Annotated in this window: 28 protein-coding genes; 9 read left to right on the top strand and 19 right to left on the bottom strand. The window is 73.4% G+C overall.

Features of this window, described 5'->3' with window-relative positions; translation table 11 throughout:
- The first annotated feature begins 119 nt into the window (after positions 1-119).
- The 5 genes from ACN269_RS02545 to ACN269_RS02525 all read left to right on the top strand — a co-directional run bounded on the left by ACN269_RS02545 (position 120) and on the right by ACN269_RS02525 (position 5,317).
- On the top strand, positions 120-500 hold the full coding sequence (locus ACN269_RS02545) for a hypothetical protein (RefSeq protein ID WP_421470810.1): 381 nt from the start codon (positions 120-122) through the stop codon (positions 498-500).
- 152 nt (positions 501-652) lie between these two features.
- Positions 653-913: a hypothetical protein gene (locus ACN269_RS02540; RefSeq protein WP_007076395.1), complete on the top strand. Its 261-nt coding sequence runs from the start codon at positions 653-655 to the stop codon at positions 911-913.
- Positions 914-919: 6 nt separating this feature from the next.
- Positions 920-1,990, top strand: a complete 1,071-nt coding sequence (locus ACN269_RS02535) for a hypothetical protein (RefSeq protein WP_421470809.1) — start codon at positions 920-922, stop codon at positions 1,988-1,990.
- On the top strand, positions 1,983-4,658 hold the full coding sequence (locus ACN269_RS02530; protein ID WP_421470808.1) for an FtsK/SpoIIIE domain-containing protein: 2,676 nt from the start codon (positions 1,983-1,985) through the stop codon (positions 4,656-4,658). Before ACN269_RS02535 ends, ACN269_RS02530 begins: the two co-directional genes overlap by 8 nt.
- A complete protein-coding gene (locus ACN269_RS02525; RefSeq protein WP_421470807.1) occupies positions 4,655-5,317 on the top strand; it encodes a hypothetical protein in 663 nt (220 codons plus the stop codon). The genes ACN269_RS02530 and ACN269_RS02525 overlap by 4 nt, the downstream gene beginning before the upstream one ends.
- Positions 5,318-5,452: 135 nt before the next feature.
- Here ACN269_RS02525 and ACN269_RS02520 read toward each other — a convergent pair whose 3' ends face one another.
- Together ACN269_RS02520 and ACN269_RS02515 are read right to left on the bottom strand one after the other, a co-directional pair.
- Complete coding sequence (locus tag ACN269_RS02520) at positions 5,453-6,748, bottom strand: cupin domain-containing protein (protein WP_421470806.1); 1,296 nt, start codon at positions 6,746-6,748, stop codon at positions 5,453-5,455.
- Between the two features lie 9 nt (positions 6,749-6,757).
- Entirely contained in the window at positions 6,758-7,063 is a 306-nt protein-coding gene (locus tag ACN269_RS02515; RefSeq protein ID WP_421470805.1) for a hypothetical protein, read from the bottom strand.
- A gap of 157 nt (positions 7,064-7,220) precedes the next feature.
- On the opposite strand from ACN269_RS02515, the gene ACN269_RS02510 reads away from it, so the two are divergent.
- Positions 7,221-7,994 (top strand): DUF72 domain-containing protein, encoded by a 774-nt coding sequence (locus ACN269_RS02510; protein ID WP_421470804.1) that lies wholly within the window; start codon positions 7,221-7,223, stop codon positions 7,992-7,994.
- Between the two features lie 7 nt (positions 7,995-8,001).
- Here the strand turns inward: ACN269_RS02510 and ACN269_RS02505 are convergent, their stop codons facing one another.
- Positions 8,002-8,430 (bottom strand): DUF2267 domain-containing protein, encoded by a 429-nt coding sequence (locus tag ACN269_RS02505; RefSeq protein ID WP_357398195.1) that lies wholly within the window; start codon positions 8,428-8,430, stop codon positions 8,002-8,004.
- Complete coding sequence (locus ACN269_RS02500; RefSeq protein ID WP_421470803.1) at positions 8,423-8,608, bottom strand: hypothetical protein; 186 nt, start codon at positions 8,606-8,608, stop codon at positions 8,423-8,425. The genes ACN269_RS02505 and ACN269_RS02500 overlap by 8 nt, the downstream gene beginning before the upstream one ends.
- Positions 8,609-9,060: 452 nt before the next feature.
- Between ACN269_RS02500 and ACN269_RS02495 the strand changes: the two genes are divergently transcribed.
- Positions 9,061-9,708, top strand: coding sequence for a hypothetical protein (locus ACN269_RS02495; RefSeq protein WP_421470802.1), 648 nt, complete (start codon positions 9,061-9,063; stop codon positions 9,706-9,708).
- Positions 9,709-9,800: 92 nt separating this feature from the next.
- Here ACN269_RS02495 and ACN269_RS02490 read toward each other — a convergent pair whose 3' ends face one another.
- From ACN269_RS02490 to ACN269_RS02460, 7 genes are all read right to left on the bottom strand, one after another.
- Complete coding sequence (locus tag ACN269_RS02490; protein ID WP_421470801.1) at positions 9,801-10,670, bottom strand: DUF72 domain-containing protein; 870 nt, start codon at positions 10,668-10,670, stop codon at positions 9,801-9,803.
- A 49-nt stretch (positions 10,671-10,719) separates the two neighbouring features.
- A complete protein-coding gene (locus ACN269_RS02485) occupies positions 10,720-11,118 on the bottom strand; it encodes a TraR/DksA family transcriptional regulator (protein ID WP_421470800.1) in 399 nt (132 codons plus the stop codon).
- Positions 11,119-11,268: 150 nt separating this feature from the next.
- Positions 11,269-11,916, bottom strand: coding sequence for a uridine kinase (locus ACN269_RS02480; RefSeq protein WP_421470799.1), 648 nt, complete (start codon positions 11,914-11,916; stop codon positions 11,269-11,271).
- Positions 11,917-11,960: 44 nt separating this feature from the next.
- The gene (locus ACN269_RS02475) at positions 11,961-12,566 is read right to left on the bottom strand and encodes a winged helix-turn-helix domain-containing protein (protein WP_421470798.1); all 606 of its coding nucleotides are present in this window, start codon (positions 12,564-12,566) and stop codon (positions 11,961-11,963) included.
- Positions 12,567-12,826: 260 nt separating this feature from the next.
- Entirely contained in the window at positions 12,827-13,393 is a 567-nt protein-coding gene (locus tag ACN269_RS02470; protein ID WP_421470797.1) for a winged helix-turn-helix domain-containing protein, read from the bottom strand.
- Positions 13,394-13,442: 49 nt separating this feature from the next.
- Positions 13,443-13,931: a rhodanese-like domain-containing protein gene (locus tag ACN269_RS02465; RefSeq protein ID WP_421470796.1), complete on the bottom strand. Its 489-nt coding sequence runs from the start codon at positions 13,929-13,931 to the stop codon at positions 13,443-13,445.
- A 37-nt stretch (positions 13,932-13,968) separates the two neighbouring features.
- Entirely contained in the window at positions 13,969-14,424 is a 456-nt protein-coding gene (locus ACN269_RS02460; RefSeq protein ID WP_421470795.1) for a cysteine dioxygenase, read from the bottom strand.
- A gap of 138 nt (positions 14,425-14,562) precedes the next feature.
- Between ACN269_RS02460 and ACN269_RS02455 the strand changes: the two genes are divergently transcribed.
- Together ACN269_RS02455 and ACN269_RS02450 are read left to right on the top strand one after the other, a co-directional pair.
- A complete protein-coding gene (locus ACN269_RS02455; protein WP_421470794.1) occupies positions 14,563-14,955 on the top strand; it encodes an ankyrin repeat domain-containing protein in 393 nt (130 codons plus the stop codon).
- 15 nt (positions 14,956-14,970) lie between these two features.
- Positions 14,971-15,921, top strand: a complete 951-nt coding sequence (locus ACN269_RS02450) for a DUF3500 domain-containing protein (protein WP_421470793.1) — start codon at positions 14,971-14,973, stop codon at positions 15,919-15,921.
- A gap of 129 nt (positions 15,922-16,050) precedes the next feature.
- Here the strand turns inward: ACN269_RS02450 and ACN269_RS02445 are convergent, their stop codons facing one another.
- The 8 genes from ACN269_RS02445 to ACN269_RS02410 all read right to left on the bottom strand — a co-directional run bounded on the left by ACN269_RS02445 (position 16,051) and on the right by ACN269_RS02410 (position 26,275).
- Entirely contained in the window at positions 16,051-17,337 is a 1,287-nt protein-coding gene (locus ACN269_RS02445; RefSeq protein ID WP_421470792.1) for an IS256 family transposase, read from the bottom strand.
- A 201-nt stretch (positions 17,338-17,538) separates the two neighbouring features.
- The gene (locus ACN269_RS02440; RefSeq protein ID WP_421470791.1) at positions 17,539-18,297 is read right to left on the bottom strand and encodes a class I SAM-dependent methyltransferase; all 759 of its coding nucleotides are present in this window, start codon (positions 18,295-18,297) and stop codon (positions 17,539-17,541) included.
- 171 nt (positions 18,298-18,468) lie between these two features.
- Positions 18,469-18,960 carry a DUF2231 domain-containing protein gene (locus ACN269_RS02435; protein WP_421470790.1) on the bottom strand — a complete coding sequence of 164 codons (492 nt, stop codon included), beginning with the start codon at positions 18,958-18,960 and terminating at the stop codon, positions 18,469-18,471.
- A 128-nt stretch (positions 18,961-19,088) separates the two neighbouring features.
- Positions 19,089-19,829, bottom strand: coding sequence for a GAF and ANTAR domain-containing protein (locus tag ACN269_RS02430; RefSeq protein WP_421470789.1), 741 nt, complete (start codon positions 19,827-19,829; stop codon positions 19,089-19,091).
- A gap of 178 nt (positions 19,830-20,007) precedes the next feature.
- Positions 20,008-22,299, bottom strand: a complete 2,292-nt coding sequence (gene secA2 / locus ACN269_RS02425; RefSeq protein WP_421470788.1) for an accessory Sec system translocase SecA2 — start codon at positions 22,297-22,299, stop codon at positions 20,008-20,010.
- 64 nt (positions 22,300-22,363) lie between these two features.
- Entirely contained in the window at positions 22,364-24,142 is a 1,779-nt protein-coding gene (locus ACN269_RS02420; RefSeq protein ID WP_421470787.1) for an ABC transporter ATP-binding protein, read from the bottom strand.
- Between the two features lie 41 nt (positions 24,143-24,183).
- The gene (locus ACN269_RS02415; protein WP_421470786.1) at positions 24,184-25,272 is read right to left on the bottom strand and encodes a zinc-dependent alcohol dehydrogenase; all 1,089 of its coding nucleotides are present in this window, start codon (positions 25,270-25,272) and stop codon (positions 24,184-24,186) included.
- On the bottom strand, positions 25,265-26,275 hold the full coding sequence (locus ACN269_RS02410) for a Gfo/Idh/MocA family protein (protein WP_421470785.1): 1,011 nt from the start codon (positions 26,273-26,275) through the stop codon (positions 25,265-25,267). The genes ACN269_RS02415 and ACN269_RS02410 overlap by 8 nt, the downstream gene beginning before the upstream one ends.
- Positions 26,276-26,278 lie beyond the last annotated feature (3 nt).

The following is a 26,278-nucleotide window of genomic DNA, read 5'->3' as shown; positions in this document are numbered from 1 at the left end:
GCGCGGCACGGTCGGCAGGGGCTACCCGGCACCCGGCCCGACAAACGCCGCAGCCGGTGGCGCACCTCGCTGTGGAGTGGCGTCCGGCCGGTTCGGACAGGTGATGGCAGGCTGGCGGCATGACGGAGAACCCGCTGCTGATCGTGGACGGCGCCAACGTGGTGGGCTCCCGCCCCGACGGGTGGTGGCGGGACCGGGCCGGGGCCGCCGCCCGGCTGCGGGACGCCCTCGCGCCGGTGGCCGCCGAAGGGCTGCCCGCCCGGTTGCCGGCACCGGTCGAGGTGGTGCTCGTGGTCGAGGGCGCGGCGCGGGACGTGCCGGGCATCGACGAGGTGCGCGTGGTCTCCGCCCCCGGCTCGGGGGACGACACGGTGGTGGAGCTGGTGCAGGCGGCTCCGCAGCGCCGCCGGCTGGTGGTCACCGCCGACCGGGAGCTGCGCGAGCGGGTCACCGCCCTGGGCGCCGAGGTGTACGGCCCCCGCTGGCTCCGCGATAACTGAAAGTCTCTCGCACTGGGACTCCCGCAGAACGGACTCCCGGCACTTCACGGGGATTAACGGTCAGGTGGGCATCAACACCGCCAGGGCGGATGTTCTCCCGGGGACGCCGATAGGCTCTAATGGAGATCTCCCCGCCCCCAGGAGGTTCCGCCGTGGCGAGCGTCGCCGAGCTGAAGGCTGCCATCGATGTCGCCCTCCAACAGATCGGTGACGGGCAGACAGCCGTCCAGGCGGCCGGCGAGAAGCTGGCCGAGGCGCAACAGACGTTGGCCGGCGCGCTGGAGGGCAGCGGGCACGAGACGGTCGAGGCGGCCCAGGCGTCGCTGACACAGGCCAGCCAGGAGTTGGAGGAGTGTCTCGCCGCGACACTGGTCGCGGTGGAGCAGGCCCAGCTCTACGTCTCCACCCTGTAGGCCGACGTGTCCATCATCGAGGACATCGGCGGTCAGGTCCGCGCGGCCAGCGAGGAGTTCCCGGTGGGTCTGCTCGCTCAGGCTTTGGAGAAGTTCGGCCTGGCCGCCGAGCGGCTGCGCTGGGTACGCCAGGAGTCGGCCAACCCGATGGGGGTGCCCGAGCTGTCCGCCGCCACCGAGCACGCCGAGAGTGCGAACTACGCGCTGCGGGTGGCTCAGGAGCAGCTGTCGGCGTACCTGGCCGCGATCGGGTTGGCCGCCGACGGCGCCCCACCGCCCCGGCCACAGCAGCGCGACCAGCGTCACGACGAAGCGCCGCCGAACGCGCCCACCACCGTGGCGCCGGAGCGACCCGAGCAGGTACGGATGCGTCGTTGGTGGTCCGTACGGGTGACGGAGCTGACCGGCGGGCGCGACGCCGGCGCGGACGAGCCCGACGAAGGGCTGCGCGACTCGCAGGAGTTGCTGCGCCGGGTCGTGGGCGGCGTCCGCGCCGGTGACCGGGACCGGCTGCGGACCGAGCTGCGCCGGGCGTCGGCCGACGTGGGCCTCGGCATGGCGGCGCTCGCGCCACCGTTGCTGCGCGAGCTGGCCGGTGAGCTGCTCGGGCATCCGCCCCGCGCCGCCGACCTGGGCCGGCTGCGCGGGGAGCTGGACGGCCGGGTGCGGGATCTGCTGCCCGGACTGCCGCCGCCGGTGCTGGAGACGCTGCTGACCCGGGTGTGCCGGATGCCGCCACCCCGGTCGTCCGGGGAGCCGCCGCACGCCGCCGACTCGGCGGTGGCCGCCGGGGTGACGGCCGGACTGCTGCTCGCCCGGCTGGGCCGGGACCTGCCCACCGGAACGCCGCAGGCCACCGCCGGGCCGGAGCCGTCCGGCGCGACCCCGACGCCGCGCCGCGACGACGAGCGCGTCGGCGTCCCGCGCCCAGGCGGCGCGAGTCCACGACCGAACGTCCCGCGCGCCACCGGTCCCCGTTCCGGCGAGGCGGGCGGTCAGGCGTCGGGCGGGGTCGTACCGCCGCGCACGGGCAGCCCGTGGCGGGACGCGCCGGCTCGCCGGGGCTCCGATGGCTGACCGGCGGGGGCAGCTCGCCAGCCGCGTCCGGGACTCCCTCGCCGAGGCGCTGGGCGCGACCCGCACCCGGCTGTCGGCGGCGCAGGCCGACCTGAGCGCCGGGCGCGAGCGGCTGGCCCGGGTCCGCCGGGCCGCCGCCGCCGTACCCGAGCGGGTGGGCGGGCAGCGCGACCGCCGGCTCGCCGAGATTGACGCCCGGCACGCCACCCGCATCGCGGAACTGGCCCGCCACGCCGCCGACGCCGCCCGCCGGGAGGCGCCCGGCTGCGTCGGCGCCGACTGGCCGGGCTGGACCCCCACCCCCCTGCGCCGGGCCGAGCCGCCCGGCGCGCTGCGGGTCGGCACGGTCCGGCTCGACGACGTCGAGCCGGTCCCCGCGCTGGTGCCGCTGCTCGACGCCGGGCACGTCCACCTGTCCGGCGACGACCGCGCCGGCTGCGACGCCGTGGTGTCCGCGCTGCTGCTGCGGGCCGTCGGCCGCGCCGACCCCGGTGGGGTACGACTGATCGGGTACGACCCGGAGCACCTCGGCGGCGGCCTGGCCGGGTTCGCGCCCCTGGGCACGGCGGGGCTGCTCACCTTCGTCGGCCCCGGCGGACTGGGCCCACTCCTGGACGACCTGGTCGAGCAGATCCGGCGGATCAACGAGACCGTGCTGGCCGGCGAGTACGGGTCCCTGCGGGAGCTGGCCTCGGCGACCGGCCGCCGACCCGAGCCGTGGCGGGTGGCGGTGCTGCTCGGCGGCGACGAGTTGAACCGGCACGAGCGCGGGCAGCTCGACCGGGTGGTTCGTGCCGGCGCGGCCTGCGGGGTGCACCTGGTGGTCCGTGGCGTGTCGCTGCCCGACGATCCGACGGTGACCCGGGTGGTGGCGGACGCGTCGGGCGCACGGATCGGCGGCCCGTCGGGCCTGTTGGTCCGGCTGGACCCGCCCCCACCGGCGACGCTGGTCACCGAGACCTGCCGCGAGGTCGCCGCCCAGGTGAACGCCGGCCCGCCGCCGACGCCGTTCGCCGACCTGTTGCCGCCACCGGATCTGATGTGGCGGGAGAACTCGGCGGAGGGCCTGACCGTGCCGATCGGCGAGGGACCACAGGGCCGGCCGGTACGCCTGACGCTCGCCGACTATCCGCCGCACGCTCTCATCGGAGGGCCGTCCGGCACCGGTAAGACGAATCTGATCTTCGCGTGGATCGGCGCGCTGGCGGCCCGCTACTCCCCCGCCGAGCTGGAGTTCTATCTGCTGGACTTCAAGGAGGGCGTGTCCTTCGCCCGGTTCGCACAGGGTCGGCGTGACCCGAGCTGGCTGCCGCACATGCGCCTGGTCGGCATCAACGTCAACACCGACCGGGAGTTCGGGCTGGCGCTGCTGCGCTTCCTCGCCGAGGAGCTGCGACGGCGGGCCGACGCGGCCAAGAAGCACGAGGTCACCAAGCTCGCCGAGCTGCGCGCGGTGGACCCGACCGGCCACTGGCCGCGGATCGTCGCGGTGGTCGACGAGTTCCAGATGTTGCTGGCCGGCCGGGACGTGGTGGCCCGGGAGGCCGCCGACCTGCTGGAGGACCTGGCCCGCCGCGGCCGTTCGCAGGGCATCCACCTGGTGCTCGCCTCCCAGGACGTTCGCGGCATCGAGGCGTTGTGGGGGCGTCCCGCGCTGGTGGCGCAGTTCGCCCTGCGGATCGCGCTGCCCAAGGCGCTGCGGATCCTCGCCGAACGCAACGACGCGGCGCAGTCACTGCCACGCTGGCACGCGGTGGTCAACGCCGAGTCGGGCATGGTCGAGGGCAACGAGGTCGCCCGGATCCCGGCCGCCAGCGACTGGGAGACGTGGAACGACCTGCAACACCGCCTGTGGCGGATGCGCCCGACGGACGCGGCACCGGCCCGGCTCTTCGACGGTGACGCGATCCCACGACTCACCGACGCCCCCGACTTCCGGGCCCTCGAAGCCCCGAGGGACGGTCGTGCGCCGCGCAATCCGGTGGCCCTGCTCGGCGAGATCATCGACGTGCAGGCGCGTTCGGCGGCGCTGCGGCTGCCCCGCGCGCCCGGACGCAACCTGGCGGTGCTCGGCACGCGGGTGGACGAGGCGTGCGCGGTGCTGGACGCGGCGGCCCGGTCACTGGCCCGCCAGCACCCGCCGGGCACGGCCCGATTCTCCATCGCCTGCCTCGACCCGGACGCCGACAGCATCGCCCGCGCGCTCTACGACGACCTGGCCGACGACGCCGCCTGGTACGACGAGGAGACCGTGGGCGAGCTGATGGCCGAGACAGCCGACGGGTTGTCCAGCGCGGGCAGCCCGCACTACCTGCTGCTGTTCGCGGTCGACGCGGCGGCCGGGGCCCTCGCGGCGCGGACGGGCCGGCGCACCGGCCTGGAGCAGCTGCGCCGGATCCTGCACGACGGTCCGGAGCGGCGCACCCACGTGCTGGCCTGGTGGCGGGGGGTGGCACGGATGCGCGCCGACCTGGGTGGTCCGGCCGCCCGCACCGACCAGATCGGAGCCTGGGTGGCGTTGGACGCGCACGGCGGCGAGTTGGGCGCGTCGCTCTATCCGGGCACCGGCGGCCCGGACTGGTATCCCCGCCCGTGGCGCGGGCTCTTCTTCGACCGGGCCGTGCACCGCACCGGTCACGTGATCATTCCCTACGGACCGTCGAGATGAACGAACCGGTGGCCAGTGAGACGTACACGGCGCAGCTACGACGGCTCGCCGAGCTGACCGCGCGGGTACGCGAACAGCGCGCCGAGGCGCACACCTGGTACGAGCGGCAGTGCGCGGCGGCCGACCGCGCTGTCGACGAGGCCGTCGCCGAGGTGCGACGTGCCGAGCAGGAGCTGGTCGACGCCCGCGAGGAGCAGGAACTCGTCGACGCCGAGGTGGCGCACCTGTGGCAGCAGGCCCGTGCCCGCCTCGGCGCCCGTCGTCTCGGCGGGCCGCCCGTGCCGGCCAACGGCGGTGTCCCCGGCGACCCGGCGGTGCTCCTCGGCCGGGTCCGTGACCTGCTCAACCGGGCCGGGCAGCCGGGTGAGCTGCCGGGCTCGGTCAACCCGTTGCTGGCGTTGTGCGGGGTGGGCGGGGCGGTGCTCGGGTACGCGCTGGGCGTCGCCGCGCGGGCGCTCGGCGTCGGGTACGGCGGCGACCTGGCGGTCGGGATGCCGGTGCTGGCGCTGGTGGTGACGCTGCTCGGGCCGCTGATGGGGCTCGCGCCGGCCCGGGTGCTGGCCGACCGCCGGCACGCGATGCTCGGCCCCCGACCGATCATGGTGGTGCTCGGCGCCGGGCTGGTCACGATGGTGCTGCTGCTGGCCCTCGGCCGCTGACCGCGCCGCTCGACGCCTCGGCCCGCGCGGCCGGTGCCGGCTGCATGATCGACTCGGCCTCCCGGAAACCGGGCCTTCCGCGCCGCCGGGAGAGCGCGACTTCCGGGAAACCGAGTCGATCACCCGCAGTCGCGCTCAGGCCGGCACGACCACGGCCTCGCGGAGCAGGCGGCGGGCCAGCGTGACGCGGTCGGCGTCGTCGGGCAGGCCCGGCAGGTCGCCGACCCGGGTGGCGGTGCCGCCGAGCAGCGCGCGGGTGGCCGGCTCGCAGTCGGCGGGCAGCGTGATCGTACGGTCGAACAGCCGCAGCGCCACCTGGCCGTCTCCGTGCGGCGTGAGCTGCCAGCGCAGGCCCGGCCGCAGGACGAGCCGGGCGTCGGCGTCCAGCGCGGCCAGCGCGCCGGCCTGGGCGAGCGGGCGGATCGGCGCCGGTCGGGCCGCCGGCCAGGCACGCTGGCGCAGCCGCGCCGCGACCTTGCCCGGGTCGGCCCGCAGCAGCCAGTCGCGCAGCGCCTCCACGGTCTCGGTCAGCTCCGGCTCGATGGCGTCCGGGTCGGCGACGTCGGTGCCGAACGGCAGGCTGGCCCGTAGCCGCTGGTCCTCGGCCGCCAGCGCGAGCAGTTCCTCGACGAGCGCGTAGCGGGTCAGCGCGCGGATGCCCACGGTCAGGTGCAGCGAGCTGGCCTCCTGTGCCTGGGCGCTGTGCAGCCACCCGCGTGGCAGGTAGAGGGCGTCGCCGGGTGCGAGCACCACGTCCAGCGCGGCGGGGCCCTGGGCGGTGGCGCCGACCTCGTCGGCGCGGCCGCCCCAGGGCTGCTTCTCCAGCGGGTCCGGCAGGACCGGCGGGTGGATCCGCCAGTGCTTGCGACCGTCCACCTGGAGCACGAACACGTCGTGGGTGTCGTAGTGGGTGGCGAAGCCCTGGCTGCCCGCCGGGGTGAGGTAGGCGTTGACCTGCAACGGCTGGCGCAGCGCGAGGCCCAGGTCGCGGGCGAAGTCCACCAGCGGCGGCCAGATCCGGTGCAGGCCCTGCACCACGAGGGTGGCGCCACCGGCGTACTGCTCCAGGATCCGCTCGTCGAGCACCTGGTCGCCGATCTCGGCGCCGGCTCCGCCGCCGCCGGTCCAGCGGGCCGCCGGCACGAGCTGTCCGTCCTTGGCGACACGCAGGAAGGGGGTACGCAGACCGCGCCGGCTGAGCAGTTCGTCGGCGTCGTCCGGGCTGAACAGGTCGGTGAAGCCGGCCGGGTCGGGCAGCTCGGCGGCGCGGGAGAGCAGCGGGGTGTGGCCCCAGTGCGCGGCGGCGAACTTCGCGGGCTCGACCGACACGCAGCGGGCCAGCGCGGCGGCCGCCGCCGCGGGCACGTCGTCGGAAGCCACGGACGGAACCGCCGGGCGGCCGTGGCCGCCCGGCGGGTCGAGGTACGTCATGACGTGCCGCTACCGGGCGCTGCCGTCGGCGCCACCGTCCTGGTGACCCGGGGTCGCGCCACCGTCGGCCGGACCCTCCGCGCCACCGTCCGCGCCACCGTCCTGGTGACCCGGGGTCGCGCCACCGTCGGCCGGACCCTCCGCGCCACCATCGGCGCCACCGTCCTGGTGACCCGGGGTCGCGCCACCGTCGGCCGGACCCTCCGCGCCACCATCGGCGCCACCGTCCTGGTGACCCGGGGTCGCACCGCCGTCGGCCGGGCCTTCCAGGCCGCCGCCGCCCATGGTCTGCATGTCGTCGTCGTTGAGTGCCATCGGTACTCCCTCGGGTGTGCCGCCCCGCCGTACGCCGGGGTCCGTCGTGCTGCGGGTGGTACCCCACGCGCGATCTTCTCTAACCCACACCGTAGACGCCGAACCGGGACGACACGGTCGGTTCGCGGGCGGCGGCGGAGAGTGCCAGGATGGGGCGGTGATCCTGGTGGGCACGTCGGGCTGGCAGTACCGGGACTGGCGGGGCCGCTTCTACCCGCAGGAGCTGCCACAGCGACTGTGGTTGGAGCACTTCGCGGCGGGCTTCGCCACCGTCGAGGTCAACAACGCGTTCTACCGGCTGCCGGAGCGCGGGACGTTCGCGGCGTGGCGGGAACGCACCCCGGCGGACTTCTGCGTGGCGGTCAAGATGAGCCGCTACCTCACCCACATCAAGCGTCTGCGGGAGCCGGCCGAGCCGGTGGCCCGGTTCCTCGGCCGGGCCACCGCCCTCGGTGACCGGCTCGGCCCGGTGCTGCTGCAACTGCCACCGAACCTGCGGGCGGACGTCGACGCGCTCGACACGACACTTCGGCTGTTCCCGCAGGAGGTGCGGGTGGCGGTCGAGCCCCGGCACCCGTCGTGGTGGACCGACGCCACCCGGGCCGTCCTGGAACGGCGGCGGGCGGCGCTGGTCTGGGCGGATCGCCTCGGTCGGCCGGTGGCGCCGCGCTGGCGGACCACCGACTTCGGCTACCTGCGGCTGCACGAGGGGCGGGCCCGGCCGTGGCCGCACTACGGGCGTACCGCGCTCGGCTCGTGGGTCCGTCGGCTCACCGACGCGTTCGACGCGGACGAGCCGGCGTACGTCTATTTCAACAACGACCCCGGCGGCGCGGCGGTCACCGACGCCGTCGCGTTCGCGGCGCTGGCCTGCGGGGCCGGCCACCCGGTGTCCCGGGTGCCGTCCCCGCCGGACAGCGCCACTCGGTAGGCCGGCCTCAGGGCAGCATCATGGCGAGGTCCTTGGGCATGGTGTCCTTCACGTCCTGCCACTCGCCCTGGGTGACGTGCCGACGCAGGGTGTCCAGCACCACCTGCGTCACCCGCTCCGCGCCGCCCTCGGCGTCGTACGGGAAGCCCTGGCGGACCTCGTACAGGAAGTCGTCGCGGTTGAGCTTGATCGGCACGTCGGACGGGTTCCAGCCGTCGAAGTAGATCCCGCGGACCAGCACGGGCAACTGCTGGGCGAACTCGACGCTCTCGTTGACCGCCAACCGGTCCCGCAGCAGGTGCAGCACCGTGCGCAGCGCCGCGTACGACTGGTTGCGCCGCTCCTTCGGCCACCCGTAGGCGTCCTCGATGTCCTTGAGGATCAGGTTGGTCTTGTCCAGCGAACTCTCGAACGCGGAGATCATCGAGTCAGGCATCGGTCGACCCCCGATCCGTGGCCTCCCAGCGTCGCTCGTCCGTACGTCGCGGCGGTCCCACCGGACCGCGCCGGGCGCGTACCGGACTGCCCTGCGGGGCACGTCGGGCGTTGTCCGCCGCGCCGACCACGTGCAGGACGGCTCCGCGCCGTCGATCCGTCACCAGTCGAACCGTCATCCCCCGTCACCTCCGTGTCGTCTCCGGCCGTCGGGCGGCCGTACCCGCCGTGCCCACCCTGCCCGGCGACCGGGTGAGCCGGCCCCACCCGGATCGGGTGAGAGGCGCGCGGGTCGTCACGGCCGCAGACGCGAGGGTCAGACCAGGCTGTCGGGTACGCGATCAGGTGCCTTCGGGTAGTGCTCCTCGTCGGGTGCACCGAACTTGAGCCGTAGGTCGCGGATCACCTGCGCACGGGCATCTGCCCAGCGGCCGACCTCTCGCTCAGTGGATGAGGCCGACGCCGCGCCGTAATCGCTTAGGCGGATTCCCCGACCACGTCGTGGGAATTCACGATTGGCCTGAACAGGCACCCGGTCTACCGTGCCTCAGTGACCAGCCCTCCGGACGCGGCGCGGATGCGCCTCCGCTTACGCGTTCACCACGTGTCCCGTAGCACCCAGCTACGGCGGGTGATCACGATGGCGGCTCCACTTCGCAACACCCACATCACCAATGTGCTGTGGCAGCACACCGGCGCTCTTATCAGCTCCCGCGCGGATCTACTTCGCCTCGGGGCGCTGTTCCGGCTGGCGGCGGTCAGCCCACACAGTGCGGTGTTTCTGCCGTTGCGGATGAACGAACCCAGCGATACCGCCGCGTCCTGGCGTGACAGCCAGGGATTGGCCGACCTCCTCATCGTGCGCCGCGATGTGCCGCTACGACCGTCGGCCTGGCCGACGATCCGTGCGACGCTACGCCGTGGCCCCGGGGCCCCCGCGACAATGTCGGCACCGGCTCCGCGCTCGCCGGTCGGCCGGACATACAACCCGGCGCTGCAGGCATTGTTCGTAGCCGAACATGCCCACACGCTGGTGATGTCAGGCACCTCCACCGCCCTGCACGAGGCCGGTGACGAGCTGACGTGGTGCGGCAACGAGGTCGCCACCAACGAGGACATTCACCGATATGGGGGGCCCACCGGGCTCAGCCAGTTCAACGGACCAGACCGCCGCTCCGGACGACGCGACGGCAGCTGGGAATGCATGGTCCTCGCCGAGGACCCGATCTTCCACCGGTCTCGCTGGCTGCGAATCACGTCCGAACCGAACACGCCTTAGCCGTCGCCCTTCCAGGGCGGGCCGCTGCCGCACCCGAAGCCATCGGCACTATCCGGCCCACACCACTCCCGATCCCGCCGCCCTCTCCGCGTTCAACCGCCCAGGAGGGCCTGCAACTGCTGGCCGTTCTGTTGCGCGTAGTCGCGGTAGCAGTTGTTCATGAGGACGTGGGTCTGGCCGGCGGAGTCGGCAAGCTCGCGCAGCTTCGGTGCCCAGTCCTTCAGCTCCCGCTTGGAGTAGTGGTAGCCGAACTTCTCGTGGATGTCCTTGCTGGTCCACTTGTCACTGTGGCCGTGAAAGCGCATCACGGCCAGGTCACCGGTGGCGGCCAGGACCGGGGGCACCGAGGAGCGGTGACCCTGCGGCATGTCCACGCAGACGTACGACAGGTCGTGCTCGCGCAGGAACGTCAGCGTCTCGTCGGCGTTGTCGCCGTCGAACCAGGACGCGTGTCGGAACTCGTAGACCGGACGCAACGGCGCGCAGCGCTTCGCCACCTCCAGCAGGTACTGCTTGTTGGCCCGCTTGATGGTGAACCAGGGCGGGAACTGGAACAGCAGCGCGCCCAGCTTGCCCGCCGCCACGAGCGGGTCCAGCGCGGAGAGGAAGCGCGTCCACACCTCCTCGTAGGCCTGCGCGGGCAGGTCGTCGGGGTAGACGTTCTTCTTGTCCGTCTCCGGCCGCAGGTCCTTGTAGAGCGCGCTGACCTTCGTGGGGTGGCCGGTCAGCAGGCTGAACGCCTTGATGTTGAAGGTGAACCCGGCCGGCGTGCGGTCGACCCACAGTCGCGCGGTCGACTCGGCCGGCGGCGAGTAGTAGGTCGCGTCCACCTCGACCAGCGGGAACTGCCGGGCGTAGTACGCGAGGCGTTTCTCGGGGTTGTCCGCGGTCTGCGGATACCAGCCCGAGTCGAGCAGCGTGCGGTCGGTCCAGGACGCGGTGCCCACCAGGATGTCACCCATGAGTGGAGTCCATCGTGTCGCGGACCGACCGGCAACCGCTGCTTCTCGCTCAGGCCGCCCGCCGTTCGCGGGTCTGCTTGCAGGTGACACAGGTGGTGGCGGCCGGGAAGATCTCCAGCCGCTCGACCGGGATGGCCGCCTTGCAGCCCTCGCACCAGCCGTACGTGCCCTCGGCGAGGCGGCCCAGGGCGTGCTCGTACTGGGCGCGTCGGTCGAGGATCGTCCGCAGCAGGGACTGGGCGGTATCCCGCTCGGCCGTCTTGGTGCCGCTGTCGGCCTGGTCGTCGCCGGCGGTGTCGCCGACCTCCACCAGCCGCAGCACCTGGCTCTGCAGGACGGCCTGGTCGTACTCGGCGGTCAACTCGTCGTAGCGCGCCTGTAGGGACTGCCGGATCTGGTCGATCTCCGTCTGGGAGCGGCCGGTGTCGACCGTGTCGTGGACGAGCATCGCTGCCTGCCTTTCCTGGCCTGTGGTTCACGTGAACCGGGTCCGGCGGCGTGGAGCCCCGGTAGCGGTCGCATGCGGTACGCGGGCGATCACCCGCGCTCTGTGAGCCGGGCGAGTACCCGCCGGAAGCGGCCCGCAAACGAGCCAATTTCAGCCCGCGTCGGTGGCCTCGACGAGCGCGGGATGGCGGGGGTCGTCGGCGCGTACGACCACGTCGGCGAAGCTGGCGGGAACCACCTCGTCGGCGTAGCGGTCGAAGGCCGGCAGGGTCCACCCCCGGTCGGGATCGGTGCGGCGGCGCAGCGCCGCCGTGGACACCTGAAGGTGGACGGTCACGTCGAACGGCAGCGCGCCGCCGAGCAGGAGCGCGCCGCTGACCAGCACCACGCCGCCCGGCGGCAGGTCGAGGTACGCGGCACGGCTGGCCCGGTCGGCGACCGGGTCCCACAGCGACGGCAGCACCCTCCCGTCGCCGCCGGGACCGGCCGGGTCGAGCACCTCACGGCGCAGGCCGGCCTCGTCGAGCCAACCCTCGTAGTAGGCGTCCGGGTTGGTGCGGCCGAGTTCGAAGCGCAGCGACGCGGGTCGGAGGAAGTCGTCGGCGCGTACGTGCAGGACCGGACGGCCCCGGGCGCGCAGCGGGTCGACCAGCGCGGCGGCCAGTTCGTCCGGGCCGGCGGCGGGAGCGCCGTCGACGGCGACGCGCAGCCGGGCGGGCTCGACGGTGGCCGAGGCGTCGGCGAGGCGGCCGGTCAGTTCGGCGACGAGCAGGTCGGGCGAGATGGGACGGATGCGCACCGGTCCATCCTGCCCCGCCGGGAACCAGCGGGCGCTGGTGGCGGTCAGCCGGTGCGGTCGACGGTGACGCGCGCGTCGTCGGCCAACCGGTAGCCCACGCCGTAGACGGTGGTGACCAGCGGCACGTCGACGCCGACCTTGCCGCGCAGCCGGCGCACGTGCACGTCGACGGTGCGCACCCCGGCGTGCTCGTAGCCCCACACGGCGTTGAGCAGTTGCAGCCGGGTGAAGACGCGACGGGGGTGGGCGACCAGGTGCAGCAGCAGGTCGAACTCCAACCGGGTCAGGGGCAGCGGCTCGTCGTCGCGCAGCACCGACCGGGACGACGCGAGGATGTGCAGGGAGGGGATCGTCGGGGTGAGCGCGCGCACGGGTGACCGGTTGGCCGGCACACCGTCGGCGCGGCGCTCGGCCGGCACGGAGGTGGTCACCACGCCTTCGCCCCGTTCGAGCAGCTCACGCGCGGCTTCGAGCAGCCGCTGGGCCGGCGGCGTCAGCGACTCCTCGCAGGTCAGCGGGATGGACAGCGTCACGGTGAGCACGGGCGCGGCGGTGTTCGCCGGGCGGCGTTGACCGCCGGGAGGTCGACCGGGCACCGCAGGTTGGGACGTATGCCATCCGGCGCGCGACGAGGCGGGGCTGACCGACATGGTCCTCCTTGGGCTGGTCCGGGTATCTCCCCACGGCCCGGGACGCCGCTTCATCGATGCTTCCCGGCGTCCGGGTGAGGGTCAAGAGGCGGCCGCGTTGCATGAATGTGACAATTGACGGACGCATCGGAGCCGGACGCTCGCTCTGCGTACGAAGTCAGATGATTACAGCAGAGCCGCCCCGATGCCCCGTTACGGGGGTCCCCGTCCTGTTCAGCATGCGGATGCCGCCGCCGTCCCGGCCCGGCCACCCGGCCCGTTCAGCGGGTGTGGTCCACGCTGATCCGCGCCTCGTCGCCGAGGCGGTAACCCACTCCGTAGACGGTGGTGACGACCTCCGCGCCGGCGAGCTTGGCGCGCAGCCGCCGCACGTGCACGTCCACGGTCCGGGCCACCGCGTGCTCGTAGCCCCAGACGTTCGACAGCAGCTGGAGGCGGGTGAAGACCCGGTGCGGACGCTCGGCGAGAAAGAGCAGCAGGTCGTACTCGATGCGGGTGAGGGCGACCACCCGGTCGCCGTGACGGACGGTCCGTGAGCCGGCCAGGATGTGAACGTCGGCGGCGTCGGTGACCACGGACGTCGCGACGGCAGCGGGCCGCGGCAGCGGTCGCGGCGTCTGCGGTACGTCGTCGGCGGGGCCGAGTCGGTCGTCGCCGGCCTCGGCCAGCTCGCCGAGCAGCTGCACCAGTCGGGCCAGCCGGGGGCTCATCGGCCCGGGGGCCAGGTCGAGGGTGACGGTCAGGGTGGGTCCGGTGCGCGGACGGCCGACGGCCCGTCCCGGGTGGCCCGGCGAGTAGGGACGGGTGGGGATCGCGACGACGGACATCGTGCCTCCTGATGGCGGTACGCCCGCCACGCCCGGTGCGGCGTGGGGGTCAGCGGCGCGCCCAGCCGGCGGTGACCGGGGGCGCGAGGGGGGTTGCGCGGTGCAGGGGGGTCGGGCCGAGCGCCGGCAGACCGGCGATGCGCCAGGCGGCGAACCCGCCGTCGACGTCGGTGGCCCGGTGCAGGCCGATGTCCTGCAACGCGGCGGCGGCCAGTGACGAGGTGTAACCCTCCTGGCAGAGGATCACCACCGGCACGTCGTAGTCGACGGCCTCGGGCAGCCGGGCCGGGCAGCGCGGGTCGAAACGCCACTCGAGCACGTTGCGCTCGACCGTGAGCGCGCCGGGCACGACACCGTGCGCGGCGCGTTGGGCCGCCGGCCGGATGTCGACCAGCAGCGCCCCGGCCCGGTAGGCGAGGTGCGCCCGCTCCGGGTCCAGCCGGTCGAGCCGGGCACGGGCGGCGGCCAGGATCTCGTCGATGCCCCGGGAGCCCGGCGGGGGCACGGGCACCGGACACTGCTCGGCGGTGAGCTGCATTATCGGTTCCTTCCGGATACGAGAGGGTCGGGTCGATTCACCAGGACCGGCCGGCCTCGGCGACCTCGGCGGCGCGCAGCCGACCGTCGTGCAGGTCGTAGCGGGTCATCCGGCGCAGCGCCGGCCGGTAGACGTGCACGCTGACCGCGGGGTCCGCGCCGCGGTTGGTGACCTGGTGGACGTGGCGGGCGCCGAATCGACGGCCGGTGCCGGCGGGCAGCACACGGGGCAGCAGTCGTCCCCGGCTGACCGTCTGCTCGGTGAGGGCGCCGGCCACCACCCGGAACGCGCCGGCAGAGCCGCCGTGGTCGTGCAGGTCGGTGCCCTGGCCGGGCAGCCAACTCAGCGCCCACACCTCGTGGTCGTCGGCGGTGGCGAGCCGGGCGTACCAGCGTTCGCCGGGATCGAAGCGCAGCGCCACCGGCCAGCCGGCCGGGTCGGCCCAGCGGGCGGCGACGGCGAGCAGGTCGGTGGCCGGGCGGTCGTGGGTCATCGGTGGTTCCTCGCGGGTCGGTGCGTGGGGTGCCCCCGTACTCTAGCCGGCAAAGCCTATAGGTTTAGTAGGTAATTCCAGATGCCGGGATGCCCCGGTGCGGATGCGGAGTCCACCGCCGCGCCCTAGCCTGGACCGGTGACCGACGACCTCGACGCCGAGACCCTGGCGTTCGCGCACCGGATGTTCGACCTGGCCCGCGCGGGCGCCACCGAGGAACTGGCCGCCCAGGTCGACGCCGGCCTGCCGGTCAACCTCACCAACGACAAGGGCGACACCCTGCTGATCCTGGCCGCCTACCACTCCCACCCCGACACGGTGGCCGCCCTGCTGGCCCGGGGCGCGGACCACACGCGCACCAACGATCGAGGTCAGAGCGCCCTGGCCGCCGCGGTCTTTCGCAGCAGCGCCGACGGGGTCCGCGCGCTCCTCGCGGCCGGGGCCGACCCGGCGTACGGCAATCCCTCCGCCCTGGAGACCGCGCAGTTCTTCGACCTGCCGGAGATGGTGCGGCTGCTACAGGCCGACTGACGGTATACAGAGGCGGTGGAAGATCCGCTGCCCGAACAGATGCGCGCCGCCGGCAACGCACTGCTGACCGCGCTCGACCCCGCGACCCGCGTCGACGCGACGTACCCGTTCGACGACGAGCCGGCCCGACGCTGGCTGGAGTACCGGCCACGCCCGCGCCCCGGCGTCTGCCTCGCCGCGCTGGACATCGCCGGGCGCAAGGCCGCGCACCGACTCCTGGCCACCGCCCTCAGCCCATCGGCGTACGCCCAGGCCATGGCGATCATCGCCCTCGAAGAGGTCCTGGACCGGGCCGAAGGGTGGCGTCGCGGCCGGCACAGCGGCGACTACTGGATCGCCGTGTTCGGCGACCCGACGCGCGACGACCGCTGGGCATGGCGGATCGAAGGGCACCACCTGTCGGTGACCATGACCGTGGTGGACGACGAGGTCTCCCCCGCGCCGATCTTCTTCGGCGCCAACCCGGCCGCGGTGCGCTACGCCGGAAGGCCCGTCTCCCGACCGCTCGGCGTCGAGGAGGACCTGGGCCGCGCCCTGCTCGACGCCCTGGGCCCCGCCGGACGGGCCGCCGCGATCATCGCCGACGACGCGCCGACGGACATCATCAGCGCGACCCGCCCCCGCGTCGACGGGCCACTGGAACCCCTCGGCGTACCGGCCGACCGGCTCGGCCCCACCGGCCGGGCGCTGCTCGACCAGGTCGTCGCGCTCTACCTGGACCGGCTACCTCCCGAACTGGCCGTACGCGAGGCAACCCGCCTGGCCGGCGGTCCACTGCACTTCGCCTGGGCCGGGCCGACCAACCCCGGGCAGCGCCACTACTACCGGGTGCAGGGCGACGACCTGCTGATCGAGTACGACAACACGAGCGACGACGGCAACCACGCGCACACCGTTCTCCGCCGCCCCGCCAGCGACTTCGGCGCCGACCTCCTAGCCACCCACCACAAAACCCACCCCCACTAACTGTCCACCTCTTCTCCCCCGTCCCCGCCCCGCCCCGCCCGCGCTCTCGCCCCGCCCCGCCCCGCCCCCGTCGATCTTGCGGTTTCTGTGGTGGGCCTGTCTCGCTAAAGGTGTTTCCGGCGATCTTGGTTAGTAAGTTTCAGCGGCTGGGAAGCGGTCGCTGAAGGTGATGGCAAAGGCGTTCAGGGCGGGTTTCCAGCGCATCGTCCATCGGGTTCGGCCTGCCCCGGTGGGGTCCAGGGATCGGGTTACCAGGTACAGACACTTCAACGCGGCCTGCTCGTTGGGGAAGTGGCCGCGGGCTTTGACGGCCCGCCGGTAGCGGGCGTTGAGCGACTCGATCGCGTTGGTCGAGCAGATCACCCGCCGGATTTCGACGTCGTAGTCGAGGAACGGGATGAACTCTGCCCAGGCGTTGTCCCACAACCGGATCACCGCCGGATACCGGCTGCCCCACTTCTCGGCCAAGTCATCGAACGCCGCCCGGGCCGCCTGGGCGTTCACGGCGGTGTAGATCGGCTTGATGTCGTGCTTGAGCGCGTCCCAGTACTTGCGGGAGGTGAGCCGGAACGTGTTGCGGATCAGATGGATGATGCACGTCTGCACGATCGTGCGGGGCCACACGTTCGTCACCACCTCAGGCAGCCCTTTGAGGCCGTCGCAGACGAGGAAGAACACGTCCTTCACACCGCGGTTGCGCAGGTCGGTCAGCACGCTCATCCAGAACTTCGCGCCCTCACCACCGGTGCCGGCCCACAACCCGAGGATGTCCTTCTCACCGTCGAGCGTGACGCCGATCGCGGCATAGAACGGCCGGTTCGCGACCTGCCCATCGCGGACCTTGACCACGATCGCGTCGATGAACACCGCCGCGTAAATCTCATCCAACGGGCGGTGCGACCAGTCGGTCATCTCCTCGATCACCTTGTCGGTGATCCGCGAGATCGTCTCCTTGGACACCGAGGCGCCATAGATCTCCGCGAAATGCGCCGAGATCTCCCCAGTCGTGAGCCCTTTGGCATACAACGACAACACGACCTCGTCGACTCCGGAGAGCCGGCGCTGCCGCTTGCGGACGATCTGCGGCTCGAACGTGCCGGCCCGGTCCCGGGGCACGTCGATCTGCACCGGACCGGTGCTGTCGGTCAGCACCGTCTTCGCCCTGGTGCCGTTACGGACGTTGCCCGACCCGGCACCGACCTGATCGTGTTTCTCATAGCCGAGGTGCTCGGTCATCTCCTCGTTCAACGCGGTCTCCAGGACCGTCTTGGTCAACTGCTTGAGCAGCCCGTCCGGGCCGGTCAACGACAGCCCCTGTTCCTTCGCGGCCCGAACCAGCTCAGCGGCCGCCTTCGCCTCCGCCGACGGCTCGGGCCGCTTCCTACGTCCGGTCTGGTCGTTCAGTGTCGCGGTCATCACGGCACCCTCCTCACCAGGCACAACGCCCGGCAGGTCAGGCCGGAAACACCGTTAGATCCACAGACCCTCTGTGGTGACTAAAGGTGTCGATGGGGCATAACGCCAACAGCAAGTGCAAGATCGGCGGGAGAGCGGGGCCGGGAGGGCGAGGGCGGGTGCGGGAAGGGGCGGGCGGGGCGCGGGCGGGGCGGGGGGTGGTTAGGGGTGGGTTGCTTCTAGGAGGAAGCGTTGGGCGTGGGCTACGAAGGGGCCGTGTTCGGTGATGCGGCGGTGTAGGGCTAGCAGGGCGGGGCGGTGGCGGTCCACGGTGAACCCGGGAACTGTCCAGACCACCTTGCGCAGGAACCAAACCACCGCGCCGATGTCGTGGAACGTCGCGCGGAGCGTGGCCCGGCGCAGGTCGACCACCGTCAGGCCGGCGGCCTCGGCGGCGGCGACCGCGTCCTCGGGGTGCCGGCTGTCCGGCGGGGGCAGTGGGCCGAGGATCGCCTCGCTCAGCTCCCGCATGGTGCCTGGCCCGATCTGCTGCGACAGGTACGTCCCGCCGGGGCGCAGCACCCGGGCCGTCTCCGCCCAGTCGGTGCGTACCGGGTGCCGGCTCACCACCAGGTCGAAGGCGTCGTCCCGGAACGGCAGCGCCGAGTCGGGCGCGACGGCCACCACCGTCGCGCCGAGCGGGCCCAGGTTCCGCCGTGCCACCAGAATGTTCGGCGGCCACGCCTCGGTGGCCACCAGCACCTTCGGCGATCGCGGCACCTCCGCCAACACCTCACCGCCGCCGGTGTCCACGTCCAGCGCGGCGTGGGCGCGGCCCATCCGCTCGGCGACGAGCCGGGCGTAGCCCCAGGGTGGGCGTTCCTCGGTGGCCCGGCCGGCCAGCCAGTCGAACCCCCAGCCGTCGACGGGCGCGACGGCGGCCTCCGCGATCAGCTCCTCGGCGGTACGCGCGTCAGTCACGGCGCTCAGCCTCGCCGGCCCGCCACCCGAGCGGCAATCCATTTACCCAGCGCTTGATCGACTCGCGTTCCTGGAAGCCGTCCTGTCACCGAGCCTCCGACGCCCCGAGATCCAGGAAGCCGAGTCGATCACGCGAACCGAACCGGAGACGGCGACGCGGCACAGCCCCCATCACGGGCGGGGGCGGACGACTTCGACGGTGCCACCGGCGAGGGTGTCCAGGCTGCCGGTCTCGACGCGACCCCCGTCGAACTGGCGCATCAGCCGCGCGCCCAGGTACACGCCGACGCCGCCGGCCGCCAGCGCCACCAGTTCGGTGCACAGGATCGCGGCCGTCGCGCCACGATCCGGCGAGTGGGCGCGGACCAGGCTGGTGATCAGGAACAGACCCGCCATGGCCGCGTTCACCAGGTTGAAGGCGATGGCGGTACGGCGGGTGCCGTCGACCGGCACGTCCCACAGGTCGACCATGCCCGCGATCGCCGTCATGGCGGCGGCGAACAGGGCGGCGACGCCGGTCCAGTAGCCGACCTCGCCGAGGAAGACGGGCCCGCCGACGACGTCGGTGAGGTCGAAGACCGTGGCGCTGACGAAGAGCCCGAGCGGGAACGTCACCAACATCGGTTGGATGGGGTGCCCCTGCACCCGCAGCCGGCTCTGCATCGGTCCTCCCCAGGGTCAGGCGCAGTCCATCGGTACCAGACTGCTACCCGAGCGTCCGAGAGGTGAAACGACGCCGCCCGACTCGCCGGGGACCGGGAGAACGGGCATCCACCCGTGCCGGTCGACGGTCAGCTCTCGCGGGGGCGGGAGACCGTCCGGACGAGGCGTTCGGCCACCTCGCGCAGCGGTATGTCCAGCGACGTGGCGGCGGTACGCAGCACGTCCAGGGCCTCGGCAGCCGGGCACCCCCGCTGCGTCATGATCACCCCGATGGCCTGCCCGACGACGCCCTCGTGCAGGAGCGAGGCGTCCCGCTCACCGGTGAGCGCCTGCTGGCGGCCCCGGTCCCGGACGGCGGCCAGCAACAGACCGGCGTGTTCGGCGAGCAGCATCGCGGTGAGTTGGTGCTGTGGGGTGAGCACGTCGGGCGCGGCGGCGTAGAGATTGATCGCCCCGATCACCTGGTCGTCGATGTCCACCGGCGCGGAGATCACCCCCTGGACCCCGAGGTCACGGGCGCGCGGCGTCCAGGCCGGCCACCGAGGCTCGCCGGCCAGGTCGACCGCGAGGATCATCTCGCGGCGCCGGATCGCGCTCATGGCCGGCGTGTCGGGCCCGTGACGCAGGTCGTCAAGGCCGGCCATCCGGTCGTCGGAGGCGGCGACACCGGCCGGCTCGCCGGCGCGCAGCGCGGTGAAGCCGCACCAGCGCACCCCGGCCACCGCGTCCCGGGTGACCCGGACCAGCGCCAGCAGCGCCTCATCGAAATCGGTCAGGCCGATCAGGCCGGCGGTCAGCTCCCGCAGCAGCGCGGCCGTCTCCAGCACGCCCAGTCGTTCGACCACCGGTTCCTGCGTGTCCAGGTTCACCGTCGCACTGCCCTCGTGTGCCCTCGCGCGCATCCGGACGTCATCGTCACGTGTGCCATCGTCTGCTCTCTTCCGCCTTGGCCGACCCGCCCTACTACCCTCGCAAACCGGGATCGAAACGGCGCAGGTAGGGGCCTCTGCCCTACCCGGAGGTACGGCAGAGGCCCCGCGAGTCAGGTCAGCGCGACGCGCCGCTGAGCCGCCGCCCGATCGAGGCGATCAGCCGGTCGAGCTCGGAGCCGAACGGGTTGTCGTGCACCAGGTACGTCCAGGTGGCGGTCGGCCGGACCAGCGTGCCGTCGTCGGGCGTCCAGTCCTCATCGAATTCGGTCTCGTTGAACGTGGCGATGGTGCGCGCCTCGATCTCCGGGACGAGGTTGTTGAACGCCGGCACCGCCGCCCGGTGGAACTCGTCAAGCGGGTCGAGCCGGCCCAGGGCACGCAGGTGTACGCCCTCGCGGACCTCGGACAGCTCGGCCAGGTGCGCGGCCCAGAGCCGGTCCAGGTGGAACAGGGCGATCGACCGGGCCGCCCGGGCGAGCAGGTCCTCGTCCATCTCGCCGGCCTTCTCGGGCTCCTTGTCCAGCAGCATCAGCGCGGCCACGTCGCTGGTCAGCAGGCGCTCGCGGCGGGCGGCCAGGGCCTTGCGCTGCTGCTCGATCACCACGCTGTAGCGCCAGGTGTTGCGGTGGATCTCGTGGTTGACGCCCTCGGCGACCCGCTGGGCGTGCTCCACCGCGTAGTCGACCTGCTCGTCGGTGACCAGGCCGTCCGCGTTCATCCGCGGCGAGGGGGGCACCGCGTCGGCGGCGTGCCGGACGACCAGGTCGTCCTCCAGGCTGACGAAGAAGACCGAGCCACCGGGGTCGCCCTGCCGGCCGGCGCGGCCCCGCAACTGGTCGTCGACGCGGCGGCTGTCGTGCCGGCCGCTGCCGATCACGTAGAGGCCGCCCAGCTCGGCCACCCGGTCCCGGTCGGCCTGGTCGCTGCCGCCGAGGCGGATGTCGACGCCCCGGCCGGCCATCTGGGTGGAGACCGTCACCGCGCCGTACGCGCCGGCCTCGGCGATGATCGCCGCTTCCTCGTCGTCGTTCTTGGCGTTCAGCACCACGCAGGACACGCCGGCCGCGTTGAGCCCGGCGGCGAGCGCCTCGGACTCCTTGACGTCCAGGGTGCCGACGAGCACCGGCCGCCCGGCGTCGTGGCAGCGACGGATCTCGTCGATCAGCGCCTCGTCCTTCTCGGCGCGGGTGGCGTAGATCCGGTCCGGCTCGTCCTCGCGGACGCACGGCGTGTTCGGCGGGATCACCGCCACCTCGAGGTCGAAGAACTCCCGCAACTGGTCGCCGACCAGCACCGCGGTGGCGGTCATGCCGCACACCTTCGGGTAGAGCGCGATGAACGCCTGTACGGCGATGGTGCCGAGCACCTCGCCCTCGGCGGTGGCGTCCAGCCCTTCCTTGGCCTCGACCGCCGCCTGGAGCCCGTCGGGCCAGCGGCGGCGCTGGGCCACCCGGCCGCGCATCTCGTCGATCAGCTCGACCGAGCCGTCCCGGACGATGTAATCCACGTCACGGTGCAGCAGGGTCTGGGCGTGCAGCGCCACGTGGACCGCGGAGAGCTGCTCGACGTGCTCCTCGTCGTACAGGTCGATGCCGAGCTTGGCCTCGACGGCGGCCAGGCCGGCGGAGGTGAACGCCACGCTGCGCCCGTCCTCGGCGATCGTGTAGTGCCGGCCCTTGCGCAGGCCGCGCACCAGCGCGGCGGCGGCGTGCACCGGGTCCTGCTCGCCCGGCACCGCGCCGGCGAGCACCATCGGCACCCGGGCCTCGTCGATCATGATCGAGTCGGCCTCGTCGATGATCGCCGTGGTCAGCACCGGCTGCACGCGGTCTTCGACGTCGGTGACGAGCTGGTCGCGCAGGTAGTCGAAGCCCGCCTCGCTCACCGAGATGTAGGTGACGTCGCAGGAGTACGCGTCACGCCGCTCCTGGGGCGTGGACGCCTCGTTGACCCAGCCGACGGTGAGCCCGAGCAGCCGGTAGACGGGCTCCATCCACTGGGCGTCACGGCGGGCCAGATAGTCGTTGACGGTGAGCACGTGCACCGGCCCGTTGCCCAGCCGGACGTGCCCGTACGCGGCGATGGTGGCGGTCAGCGTCTTGCCCTCACCGGTGGCCATCTCGGCGACCTTGCCGGAGAGCAGCGCCATCGCGCCGAGCAGCTGCACGTCGTACGGTCGCTGGTCGAGGCCCCGGCGGGCGGCCTCGCGGCCGACCGCGCAGATCTCCTCGTAGCCGACGGCGGTGCCGGCGGCCTCGGTCAACTCGGCGTCGTCGAGCGCGGCGAGGTCGTCCTCGCGCGCCGCGATCGCCGGCAGCAGCTTCTCCAGCGGAGCAAGATCCACGGTTGATCCCGGGCGCTGGAGGAAACGCCGGAACTTGCTCTTGAACCGTTGCGACACACCCATGAGCGGCAACGGTACGCGATTCTGAGCGACACGGGCGGCCCGGCCGCCCGGCAAGTTGACCCGATCAGGCGACCAGCAGTTGGTGGGTGGCCAACTCCCGGTAGAGCGGGTCGGTGGCGGTCAGCTCGGCGTGGGTGCCCACGGCCACTACCCGGCCGCCGTCGAGCACGACGATCTGGTCGGCGTCCACCACGGTGGCGAGCCGGTGCGCCACGATCAACAGCGTGCGGCGCACGGCCACCGCGTCGATGGCGCGACGCAGCGCGGCCTCGTTGCGCGCGTCCAGGTTGCTGGTCGGCTCGTCGAGCAGCAACACCGGCGGGCCGGCCAGCAGGGCCCGCCCGATGGCCAGCCGTTGCCGCTCGCCCCCGGAGAGCAGCACCCCGCCCTCCCCCACCTGCACGTCGAGTCCCTGCGGGGTGCGCTGGGCCAGGTGGGCGAGGTTGACCTCGTCGAGGACCTCGCGCAGCCGGTCGTCCGTCGCGTCGGGGGCGGTGATCAGCAGGTTCTCGCGCAGCGTGCCGGCGAGGACCGGCGCCTCCTGCTCCACGTAGCCGAGCCGCGCCCGTAGCGCGTCGCGGGGCAGCTCGCGCACGTCGACGCCGTCCACCCGGACCGCGCCGGCGCTCACCTCGTAGAAGCGTTCGACCAGGGCCAGCAGCGTCGACTTGCCGGCACCCGACGGGCCGACCAGGGCGGTACGGGTGCCGGTCGGCACCGCGAAGCTGACGTCGTGCAGCACCGGCCCGGCGCCCGGGTAGCCGAAGCCGACCCGGTCGAACTCGATCATGGGTGCGGGCCGACGCGGGGTCGTCGTCGCGGTCGCGGCGATCGGCGTGTCCGCCGCGTCCTCCGTCGGCACGGCCAGGATCTCCTCGATCCGCTGCAACGCGCCCAGACCGGACTGCAACTGGGTGTAGGCGCGCAACACCTGACCCAGCGGCAACGCCAGGAGGAACAGGTACATGACGAAGGCGACCAGGTCGCCGACGGAGATCGCCCCGGCGGCGACCCGCGCTCCGCCGATGCCGAGCACCAGCAGGAACGCCCCCTGCACGGTGACCGAGCCGATCGGGCCGATCAGCGCCTGCACCCGGGCCACCCGCAGCCCCGCCCCGTACGCCTCGCGGGCGCTGCCGGCGACGGTGTCCGCCTCCCGTGCCTCGGCCCGGCTGGCCCGGATGGTCCGGGCCGCCGAGATGGCCCGCTCCACCGCCGAGGTCATTTCGCCGACCCGCTCCTGGGCGGCCCGCGCCAGCGCCCGGACCCGCCGGGCGAAGGTCGCCGCGAAGCCCAGCCCGAGACCCACCCCGAGCAGGGTGACACCGAACAGCAGCGGGTCGAGCAGCACCATCGCGGTGCCCGCCCCGACCACCATCACCGCCCCGGTGACCGTCTCGAACAGCCCGGAGGTGACCACCGCCCGCAGCAGGGTGGTGTCCGAGCCCACCCGGGAGAGCAGGTCGCCGGTACGCCGCTGGTCGTACTCGGCGATGGGCAGCCGCAGCAGGTGGGCCGCCAGCCGTCGCCGGGTGCCGAGCACCAGTCCTTCGGCGGTGCGTTGCAGCAGGTAGTCGCGCAGGCCGCCGATCGCCGCGCCGAGCACCACGAGCCCCACCAGCACCGCCACCAGCGACCAGACCGGGTGTTCGCGGCCGATCCGGTCGAGCACCGACCGGGTGAGCAGCGGCTGGGCCAGCGACGCCGCCGAACCGGCCAGCGACAGCACGCCCACCACGACGAGGGTGCCCCGGTGCTCGCGCAGGTACGGCAGCAGGGAGCGCAGGCCGACCGGTCGGTTCTCGGGCGGGCTGTCGACCGGCGGGGCCGTCGGGGTGCTCATGGGGCGAACGGTAGCCGGCCCCTTCACCCCGTGCCGGCGCCTCAGCCGGCCAGGACCACCTGGAGCTCCTGGCGGCGGCGCTCGGCCAGATCGGTGAGCAGGGTGGGCGCCTCGTCAAACGGGACCACCGCCGAGACCAGGTGCTTGCGCACGACGTCCCCGTACGCCCGCAGCAGGTCGACGGTCTCGGCGGAGAGCCGCTCCCGGTCCCAGGTGGGCGCGAGCCCGCGCGGTACCCGTCCGATCTGCGCGCAGCGCAGGGCCAGGCCGTTGTGGTGGAACTCCTCGCCGAGCCGGACCGCGTCCGCGCCGCCCTGGTAGAAGGCCAGGTCGATCACGGTGCCCTGCGGGCGCAACAACCGCAGCGCGAGGTGCAACGCCCACGCCTGCCCCCGGCACTGGAACACCACGTCGGCGCCCCGGTCGCCGGCGACGTGCGGCCACCGGGTCTTCAGCACCACGCCCGGGTCGTCCACCTCCGGGTCGAGCGACTCCAGGCCGAGCGCCTCGGCGACCTGACGTCGCTGCGGGGTCGGGTCGAGCACCACCACCGACGCGGCGCCGTGCCGGCGGGCCAGCAGGGCGGTCAGCAGACCCACCACGCCGGCGCCGACCACCGCGACCCGCCGACCGCGTACCCCGTCGCCGAGCGCACGGACCTGCGCGCCGTGCAGGTCGGCGGCGGCGTGCAGCAGACCGTTCGCGCAGATCGGGCCCATGTGCGCGACGTAGACGCCGAGCATCGGGTCCAGGTCGTCGGGCAGCGGCACGAACCGTTCGGCGACCGGGTCGGCCAGCCAGCCGGTGCGGTGCCCGTACGTCATCGCACCGACCGCGCCCACCGCGACCGCCGGGGTCGCGCTCTCCACCACCCGGCCCACCTGCATGTAACCCAGCCGGGTCACCGGGTACGGGGTGCTGGCCGCGCCGGGCTGGAAGAGCCCGAGGTCGGCGTTCCAGGTGACGTTCAGGTAGGGGTTCGTGCCCTTGACGTAGCTCAGCTCGGTACCGGCGGAGACGCCGCTGAACAGCGTCTCGACGCGGAACGTGCCGGGCCGCAGTGGCGCGGCCTCCTGCTCGACGATCTCCACCCGGCCGGGGGCGGTGACCGCGACGACCCGATCACGCATCGACGGTCACCCCGGTCGCCGGCACGACCGTCCCGACGGACGTGCCGAGCCGCACCGCCCGGCCGCTGCGGGCCGAGTCGGCCACCGCGAGGGCCAGCCGCTGCGTGTTCAGCGCCTCGGCGTACGGGACACGCACGTCGTCGCCCGCACCGCGGACCGCGTCGACGAACGCGCGGTCCACCGCCACCCGGGCGGCCTCCGGATCGGCCGGCACGTGCCGCTCGCCGTCGGCGTCACGGATCAGCAGACCGTCCTCGGTCAGCGACAGGGCCAGCCCGTCAGCGAGGATCTCCAGGCCGGCACGGTGCTTCCAGCCCAGCACGCAGGCGGCGCTGAGCGTGCCGACCGCGCCGGTGGCGAAGCGCAGCGTGGCGGTGGTCACCGAGTCGATGTCCGCGCCGTCCACGGGCGGTGGCGTGCCGTCGCCGTACGCGGTGACCTCGGTGACCTCGCCGGCCAGCACCCGGATCAGGTCCAGCACGTGGGCGGCCTGTTCGACGACCGGGCCGCCGGACCGGTCCCGCCGCGACCACCAGGCGACCGGCGGAACCTTGTCCAGCCAGGCGCCGCTGACCATCCGCACCGGACGGTCGGCGAGCAGCTCACGGGCCGTGTCGAGCACGCTCAGGTAACGCCAGTGGTGCCCGACGGCGGTCCGCAGTCCGCGCCGGGCGACGAGGTCGGCGATCCGCTCGGCGGTGCCCAGGTCGACGGCGACGGGCTTCTCCACGAACATCGGCACCCCGGCGTCGACGACCGCCTCCTCGACGGGGCCGTGCGCGAAGGGCGGCACACAGACGTACACCGCGTCGGGGCCGGCGGCCAGCAGTTCGGCCACGTCGGTGAAGGTCCGCGCGTCGTGCCGCGCGGCCAGCGCGACCGCCGCCTCCGAAACCACGTCGGTGACCCCGACGATCTCGACGTCCTCGAATCCGGACAGCACCCGCGCGTGACGCTGCGCCACTCCCCCGGCACCGACCAGACCCACCCGACAGCTGACCATTCG

It is taken from the genome of Micromonospora sp. WMMD736, from assembly GCF_049179015.1.
Taxonomy (GTDB): domain Bacteria; phylum Actinomycetota; class Actinomycetes; order Mycobacteriales; family Micromonosporaceae; genus Micromonospora.
This window is presented reverse-complemented; position numbering and strand designations above follow the sequence as displayed.